Source organism: Streptomyces sp. NPDC037126 (assembly GCF_055605965.1).
In genome coordinates this window covers 620,859-628,633 of the sequence record NZ_JBVJTD010000003.1, presented here as the reverse complement: position 1 = coordinate 628,633, position 7,775 = coordinate 620,859, and the positions used below count along the sequence as shown (strand labels likewise).

Sequence of the window (7,775 nt, the reverse complement as noted above, 5' to 3'; positions counted from 1 at the left end):
CAGATCTTTTTTCGATCCGATTTCCTCGGTGCTTTCCAGGTTTCCGCTTCCGCGTTTCCCTTTCCGGCGGTTCCGACTCTATCAGATCCTTTCGGGCCTGACCCCCAGTCAGCGGGGCTTGTCCTCCCGGCCGTTGAGCCGTTCCGACGTCTCAAACCTTAGCGGATCCGCCCGGCGATTCCCAATCGGGCCGCCGAGTCCCTATTCGAATTGAATTCGGGCACGCCGAAAACAACCCGGGTGGGAGATCGTGCTGATGGTGTGAGGTTGCCGCTCGAAGCGGCTGAGGTGCTGTCGCAGAGACGTTACGGCTCGGCGGCAACCCGACGAACTTTACGGATCGAGGAGGGGCGTGTCAACCATCCCCTGTCAAGATCTTTTCCGTGGGACTCGATCGAGGGCTCAGTCGAGATCGCTGAGGCGCCCGCCGGCGTCCGGCTGGGCGTGCTCCACCCTGCGCAGCAGCCTGGTCAGCACCTCGCCGAGCACCGTTCGCTCGGCCGGCGTGAGGTCCTGGAGCAGGTCCTCCTCGAACACGGTCGCCAGGCGCATCGCCTCCAGCCACTTCTCCCGGCCCTCGGGGGTCAGCTCGACGATGACCCGGACCCGGTTGGACTCGTCGCGCTCACGGGTGACCAGCCCCTCGGTGACCATGCGGTCGATCCGGTGGGTCATGGCGGCCGGGGTGAGGCCGAGCCGCTTGGCGAGGTCGCTGGGGCCCATGCGGTACGGGGCGCCGGACAGGACGAGGGCCTTGAGGACCTCCCACTCGGCGTTGCTGATGCCGAGCCCGCTGGTCTGGCGGCCGTAGGCGACGTTCATCCGGCGGTTCAGCCGGGACAGCGCCGACACGATCTTCTCGACCTGCGGGTCGAGGTCCTGGAACTCGCGCTGGTAGGCGGCGATCTGTTCTTCGAGCGTCGGCTCGGTGACGCCGGGGGTGTCGGCCATGGCCGCAGTATGGCACGCGGTCCCTTTGCCTTGAAGTCCTTCACTGTGTACTCTTTAGCTTCGAACTTTAGCTTCGAAGTCTTCAGATCTAACTAGTGAGAGAGGTGAACGTGACCAGGGCGATGGGCGCAGCGATGCGCCGGATCCACGTGGGCAACGCACTCAGCGCTTTCGGGCTCGGCTTCACGGTCCCCTACCTGTACGTCTATGTGGCGCAGGTGCGGGGTCTGGGGGCCATGACGGCGGGACTCGTGCTCGCCGTCTTCGCCGTGGCCGCGCTGATCGTGCTGCCGTTCGCCGGCCGGGCGATCGTGCGGCGCGGCCCGCTGCCGGTCCTGCTCGCCGCCCTGGTCGCCGCCGCGCTGGGTGCGCTGGGCCTGGGCCTCGCGGGCAACGCGACGGCCGTACTGCTGGCCGCCGTGGCGCTCGGAGCCGGGCAGGCCGTCATGCAGCCGGCGCTCGCGACGATGATCGTGGACTGCTCGACGGCGGACACCCGGTCGCGGGCGTTCGCGACGCAGTTCTTCCTGCAGAACCTGGGGCTCGGCATAGGCGGCCTCATCGGCGGTCACCTCGTCGACACCACGCGCGTCTCGTCGTTCACGCTGCTGTTCGCGATCGAGGCGGCGGTGTTCCTGCTGCTGGTCGTGGTGATGTCGACGGTGCGGATGCCGCACTCGCCGCGGATCGAGGACGCGCCCGCGCGGTCGAAGGGCAGCTGGGGACGGCTGCTCGGCAACCGGGCGATGGTGCAGCTGTGCGTGCTGGGCTTCGTGCTCTTCTTCGCCTGCTACGGACAGTTCGAGTCGGGGCTGAGCGCCTACGGCGTGGAGGCCGCCGGGATCTCCACCTCCGCGCTGGGTACGGCGCTGGCCGCGAACACGCTGATGATCGTGGTCGCCCAGTTCGCCGTGCTGAAGTTCGTGGAGCGGCGCCGGCGCTCGCGGGTGATCGCCGCGGTGGGTCTGATCTGGGCCGTGGCCTGGCTGGCCGCCGGGTACGCGGGGCTGGGACACGGCAGCCGCGAAATGGCGACGGCCGCCTTCGTGTCGACGTACGCGCTGTTCGGGCTGGGCGAGGCGATGCTGTCGCCGACGCTCGCGCCGCTGGTCGCCGATCTGGCGCCGGAGGGCATGGCCGGGCAGTACAACTCGGCGTTCGCGCTGGTCAAGCAGCTCGCGCTGGCCGTCGGTCCGGCGGTCGGCGGGCCCCTGGCCGCCTCGCTGCACGGGCCGTACATCGTGACCTTCCTGCTGTTCTCGCTGGGGATCACCGGGCTGGCGCTGCGGCTCGGGCGGCGGCTCACCCCCGTGCAGGACCGGCCCTGGCCGGCGCGCGGCAGCCGGGTGGTCTCCCGGGGCGGGGCGCCCGCGGAGCCGGTGGCCGCGGAGGCGTGAGCCTCCCGCTGTCCTGGACGGCCGTCACCTTCGGGTGGCGGCCGTCGTCGTCCGCCCGGCGGTGCGCGTCAGCGGGTGGCGGTGACCAGGATCGCGGTGAAGGGGAGCGTGGCCGTGGCGTCGGCGGCGGTGTGGCCGGCCAGCTCGTCGCGGACCAGCCGGGCCGCCCGGGTCAGGGCCTCCGTGCCGCCGGCCTCCTTGATCAGGCTGCCCCAGAGCGCGGACAGGTGGTCCAGGGCGAAGGTGTCCAGCGGGGGCAGGCCGATGCCGAAGGTGACCTCGCGGTAGGCGATGTCGCGGTAGCCGGCCGCGCCGAGCGCGCCGGCCAGGTCCTCGGCGGTGCAGACGTACGCCCTGATGAAGTAGCCGTGGGCGTCGGGGCCGCCGTACTCCTGGAGGGCCCGTTGCTCGGCGAGGAAGAAGGGCTGGCGCTCGACGGGTGCCCAGACGGTGGCGGCGAAGCGGCCGCCCTGGCGGGTGACCCGGGCCGTCTCGGTGAAGGTGGCGGTGAGGTCGGGGAAGAACTGGGCGCCCTGCTGGCAGACGACCGCGTCGAAGAGGGCGTCCTCGTAGGGGAGGCGGTCGGCGGGGGCCACGGTGAACTCGATGTCCGGGTAGAGGCGCGGGTGCCGGTCCCGGGCGACCCGGATCATGCCCTCGTCGATGTCGGCGCCGTGGACCCGCCCGGTGGGGCCGACCAGCGGGGCGGCCGCGTGGGCGACGAAGCCCGTGCCGCAGGCGAGGTCGAGGACGGTGTCCCCGGGGCCCAGTTCGACGGTGTCCAGCAGCTCGGCCACGAACGGGCCCATGATCGGGGCGCTGTGGGCGTCGTACCCCTCGGGGCCCTCGTTGCTGTGGTGTGTGTCTGCCATGGGTGAGCTTCTAGCACCGGGGGCGGTGTGCGGGCGGGTGCCGCGCGGGCGGCCGGGGCCCCGGGTCATGGCTTTGCCCCGGGGAGGACGAACTCGCACCACACCGCCTTGCCGCCGCCGGGGGTGCGGCGGCAGCCCCAGTTCGAGGCGATCGTCGCCACGATCGCGATGCCCCGCCCGGACTCGTCGCCCGGTTCGGCGCGCCGCTGCCGGGGCAGGTGGTCGTCGCCGTCGGTGACCTCGACGATGAGTCTGCGGTCGGTGCGGCGGAGTCTGAGGCGCATGGGCGGGGTGCCGTGCTGGAGGCTGTTGGCGACCAGTTCGCTGGTGGCGAGGACGCCGAGGTCGTGGAGTTCGGTGGGGAAGCGCCAGCTGGTGAGGACGCCGGAGGCGAAGGCACGCGCGCGGGGGGCCGCTTCGACACCGCCGAGGAGTTCCAGGGCCGCGTTGCGGAAGAGGTCGCCGTCGGGGCCGGTGCGCGCCGGGTGCTGGAGGACGAGGACGGCCACGTCGTCGTCGTGGTCGGCGGTGACGCCGGCCGAGCGGACCAGGCGGTCGCAGACGACCTGGGGGGTGCCGGTGGCGCCGGCGAGGGCGCCCTCCAGGGCTGCGATGCCCTCGTCCAGGTCCTCGTCCCGGCGTTCGACCAGGCCGTCCGTGTAGAGGACGGCGGTGGCGCCGGGGCCGAGGGCGATGGAGCCGGAGGAGTGCATCCAGCCGCCGGTGCCGAGCGGCGGGCCGGTGGGCTCGTCGGCGCGGGAGACGGTGCCGCTCTCGTCACGGACCAGGATCGGCAGGTGCCCGGCGGAGGCGTACACCAGCCGGCCCTCGTTGGGGTCGTGGACGGCGTAGACGCAGGTGGCGATCTGGTTGGCGTCGATCTCGGCGGCGAGTCCGTCGAGGAGCTGGAGCACCTCGTGCGGGGGCAGGTCCAGGCGGGCGTACGCGCGCACGGCCGTGCGGAGCTGGCCCATGACCGCCGCCGCGCGCACGCCCCGGCCCATCACGTCGCCGATGACCAGGGCGGTGCGGCCGCCGCCGAGGGTGATCACGTCGTACCAGTCGCCGCCGACCGCGGCCTCGGTGCCGCCGGGCTGGTAGGTGGCGGCGATGCGCAGGTCGTCGGGCTGCTCCAGCTCCTGCGGGAGCAGCGAGCGTTGCAGGGTCACCGCCGTCTCGCGCTGGCGGCGCTCGCTGGCCCGCAGGCGTTCGGCGGCCTCGGCGTGGTCGGTGACGTCGGTCGCGAAGACCAGTACGCCGCCGTCGCGGTCGCCGTCCTCGGCGACGGGGGTGCAGGTGAAGGTGTACGAGCGGCCGTCCACCGCCTTGCGGGACTTCAGGGTGCGGGGCTTGCCGCTGCGCAGCACCTGGTCGAGGAGCGGGAGCAGGCCCAGCTCGGCGAGTTCCGGCAGCGCCTCGCGGGCCGGGGCGCCCGTGGGGCGGGTGCCGAAGGCGGCCGTGTAGGCGTCGTTGACGTAGGCGATGCGGTGGTCGGGGCCGTGGACCAGGGCGACCAGGGCCGGGACGCGGTCGAGGACGTCGCGCGCGGGCAGTTCGTCGACGGCGGGCACGTGCGTCGTCCCGTCGGCAGGCTGCCCGGCGCGGGCGGCGGGGACGGAGCCTTCCCCCCGCCGGTCCGGGGAGACCGGGGGCTCGTTCCGCGCGGCGGCGCGGCGCTGCGTTCCGGGGAGCCGGGCGCTCCAGCGCGTGAAGTTCACTGTGGGGAAAGCCTCGTGGGTGCTGAGGGAGGGCGGGTGGCCCGTCCGAGGACGTGGGCAGTCTGGCAGGGAGCGGGCCGCGGCGACATCCGTCAGACGCCTGGGCGGTCCGAGGAGTTCCTCGGTCGGGTCAGGACGACTCCTTCGGGTCGCCCGAGGGGCCTTGGGGAGGCTTTCCACCGGCCGCGAGTTCGAACTCCGCTCGCGGGTGTTCGAGTGAACCGAGCGAGACGATCTCCCGTTTGAAGAGGCCGGCGAGGGTCCATTCCGCGAGGACGCGGGCCTTGCGGTTGAAGGTGGGCACCCTGCTGAGATGGTAGACGCGGTGCATGAACCAGGCAGGGTAGCCCTTCAGCCTGCGCCCGTAGACCTGGGCGACGCCCTTGTGGAAGCCGAGGGAGGCGACCGAGCCGACGTACCGGTGCGCGTACGTCTCCAGGGGCTCGCCGCGCAGCGCGTGCACGATGTTGTCTCCGAGGACCTTTGCCTGGCGGACGGCGTGCTGGGCGTTGGGCGCGGTCTCGGTGCCGGGTTCGGCGGCCGTGACGTCGGGTACGGCGGCCGCGTCGCCCGCCGCCCAGGCGTGGTCGGTGCCGTCGACGGTCAGCCGGGCGGTGCACCTCAGGCGCCCGCGTCCGGTGAGCGGCAGGTCGGTGGCGGCGAGCAGCGGGTGCGGTTTGACGCCGGCGGTCCACACGACCGTACGGGTCGGGAAGCGCTGGCCGTCGCTGAGTACGGCGACCCGGTCGGCGCAGGACTCCAGTCGGGTGTCCAGCAGCACCTGGATGTTGCGGCGGCGCAGCTGGGTGACGGTGTAGCGGCCCATCTCCGCGCCGACCTCCGGGAGAATGCGGTCGGTGGCCTCCACGAGGATCCACTTCATGTCCTCGGCGCGGACGTTGTGGTAGTAGCGCGACGCGTAGCGGGCCATGTCCTCCAGTTCGCCGAGCGCCTCCACGCCCGCGTAGCCGCCGCCGACGAAGACGAAGGTGAGGGCGGCGTCGCGGATGGCGGGGTCCCGGGTGGAGGAGGCGATGTCCATCTGCTCGATGACGTGGTTGCGCAGCCCGATGGCCTCCTCGACGGTCTTGAAGCCGATGCCGTACTCGGCGAGGCCGGGGATGGGCAGGGTGCGGGAGACGGAGCCGGGGGCGAGCACGAGTTCGTCGTAGCCGAGCAGTTCGGCGGCCCTGCCCTCGTCCTCGGTGGCGAGCGTGGTGACGGCGGCGGTGCGCACCGCGTGGTCGATGGAGGTCACCTCGCCGGTGACCACGTGGCAGTGGTGCAGAACGCGGCGCAGCGGTACGACGACATGACGAGGGGAAATCGAACCCGCGGCCGCTTCGGGCAGGAACGGCTGGTACGTCATGTAGGGGTCGGGCGTGACGACGGTGATCTCGACCTCACCCCGCCTGAGCTCGGACTTCAGCTTCTGCTGGAGACGCAGGGCCGTGTACATCCCGACGTAGCCGCCGCCGACAACCAGAATGCGCGCACGTTCCTTCACCATCCCATGACGCACCCGGCGCTGTTGTTTGTCCACAGCCCCGGCAATTTGTGTGACCGGCGGCCGGGTGTGCGCCGGGCCGGGGGCGCCGTTCCGGCGGGACGAAAGGGGGCAGGTCAGCAGGGGCGGACGAGAGGGAACGAAGGTGGGGAATCGGGACGTACATGACCCGTACTCCGATCGGGGGGCGCACTGTGCGGAACCTGCCCCTTCTGAATTGACTGCCTCTCAACTATGTTCGTGTGTCGACGGGGTGTAGGGATTGTGGTCGAGCGGGTGCCGCGACGGGCGGACTCGGTAGCGATCGGTGTCACTTCCGCGCACTCCGGATCCAGTGGCGGGGAGTCTCCGGGGGGAGACGTCATTACCGGGGGAAAGCATGCATGTTCAGGACACGCATTGGTCATCTGCAACCGCCGTCGCGACCGGTGGCGGCGCGATGAGCCCGGCGGCGGGCAACGGACGCGCGGACGGGCCGCGTACGACGCCGCTGCGGGTGGACGCACAGCGCAATCTGGAGCACGTGCTGCGTGCGGCGCGTGAGGTGTTCGGCGAGCTGGGGTACGGCGCCCCGATGGAGGACGTGGCGCGGCGCGCGCGGGTGGGGGTCGGCACGGTGTACCGGCGCTTCCCGAGCAAGGACGTGCTGGTCCGGCGGATAGCCGAGGAGGAGACCGCGCGGCTGACCGACCAGGCGCGGACCGCGCTCGGGCAGGAGGACGAGCCGTGGTCGGCGCTGTCCCGGTTCCTGCGGACGTCCGTCGCGTCGGGGGCCGGGCGGTTGCTGCCGCCGCAGGTGCTGCGGGTCGGCTCCGCCGGCTCGGCCGACGCGCTGGGCGCCGCCGAGGAGGCCCGGGTGCCGCAGCAGCGGGTGCAGCCCGGGGTCGGTGAGCTGCGGCTGGTGTCCAAGGAGCCTCAGCCGGCGGCCGACGCGAGCGGCGTCGGAGCGCTGCTGGAGGTCGTCGGGCAGCTGGTGGAGCGGGCCAGGGCGGCGGGTGAGCTGCGGGCGGACGTGTCCGTGTCCGACGTGCTGCTGGTGATCGCCACGGCGGCGCCGTCCCTGCCGGATGCCGCGCAGCAGGCGGCGGCGTCCGCGCGGCTGCTGGACATCCTCCTGGAGGGCCTGCGCTCGCGCCCCGCGTAGCCCACCGCGACACCCACCCGCACCCTCTGCAGCCTTCGCAGCGGGTGCGGGTGGCTTTTTTTGGGGGCGCGTTCGCCTCGGGGGGCTTGTGAGCGGGAGCGCGCGCCGCTGATCGGGCCGGGGCGGGGCGGGGCGGTGGCGCCGGCTCCGCGGGGCGCGTTCGCCGCCGGGCGGCGGTGGGGGCGT

Annotated in this window: 6 protein-coding genes; 2 read left to right on the top strand and 4 right to left on the bottom strand. The window is 72.6% G+C overall.

The window, feature by feature from the left end:
• Positions 1-402 precede the first annotated feature (402 nt).
• Positions 403-951 carry a MarR family winged helix-turn-helix transcriptional regulator gene (locus ACZ7FF_RS11495; protein ID WP_470811419.1) on the bottom strand — a complete coding sequence of 183 codons (549 nt, stop codon included), beginning with the start codon at positions 949-951 and terminating at the stop codon, positions 403-405.
• 134 nt (positions 952-1,085) lie between these two features.
• Here ACZ7FF_RS11495 and ACZ7FF_RS11490 point away from each other — a divergent pair, with 134 nt between their 5' ends.
• Positions 1,086-2,348 carry an MFS transporter gene (locus ACZ7FF_RS11490; protein WP_470811476.1) on the top strand — a complete coding sequence of 421 codons (1,263 nt, stop codon included), beginning with the start codon at positions 1,086-1,088 and terminating at the stop codon, positions 2,346-2,348.
• A gap of 68 nt (positions 2,349-2,416) precedes the next feature.
• Here the strand turns inward: ACZ7FF_RS11490 and ACZ7FF_RS11485 are convergent, their stop codons facing one another.
• From ACZ7FF_RS11485 to ACZ7FF_RS11475, 3 genes are all read right to left on the bottom strand, one after another.
• Positions 2,417-3,220: a class I SAM-dependent methyltransferase gene (locus tag ACZ7FF_RS11485; RefSeq protein WP_470811418.1), complete on the bottom strand. Its 804-nt coding sequence runs from the start codon at positions 3,218-3,220 to the stop codon at positions 2,417-2,419.
• Between the two features lie 65 nt (positions 3,221-3,285).
• Positions 3,286-4,938, bottom strand: coding sequence for an ATP-binding SpoIIE family protein phosphatase (locus ACZ7FF_RS11480; protein WP_470811416.1), 1,653 nt, complete (start codon positions 4,936-4,938; stop codon positions 3,286-3,288).
• Between the two features lie 130 nt (positions 4,939-5,068).
• Positions 5,069-6,448 carry an NAD(P)/FAD-dependent oxidoreductase gene (locus ACZ7FF_RS11475; RefSeq protein ID WP_470811414.1) on the bottom strand — a complete coding sequence of 460 codons (1,380 nt, stop codon included), beginning with the start codon at positions 6,446-6,448 and terminating at the stop codon, positions 5,069-5,071.
• 376 nt (positions 6,449-6,824) lie between these two features.
• Here ACZ7FF_RS11475 and ACZ7FF_RS11470 point away from each other — a divergent pair, with 376 nt between their 5' ends.
• On the top strand, positions 6,825-7,589 hold the full coding sequence (locus tag ACZ7FF_RS11470; protein ID WP_470811413.1) for a TetR/AcrR family transcriptional regulator: 765 nt from the start codon (positions 6,825-6,827) through the stop codon (positions 7,587-7,589).
• Positions 7,590-7,775: the final 186 nt, after the last annotated feature.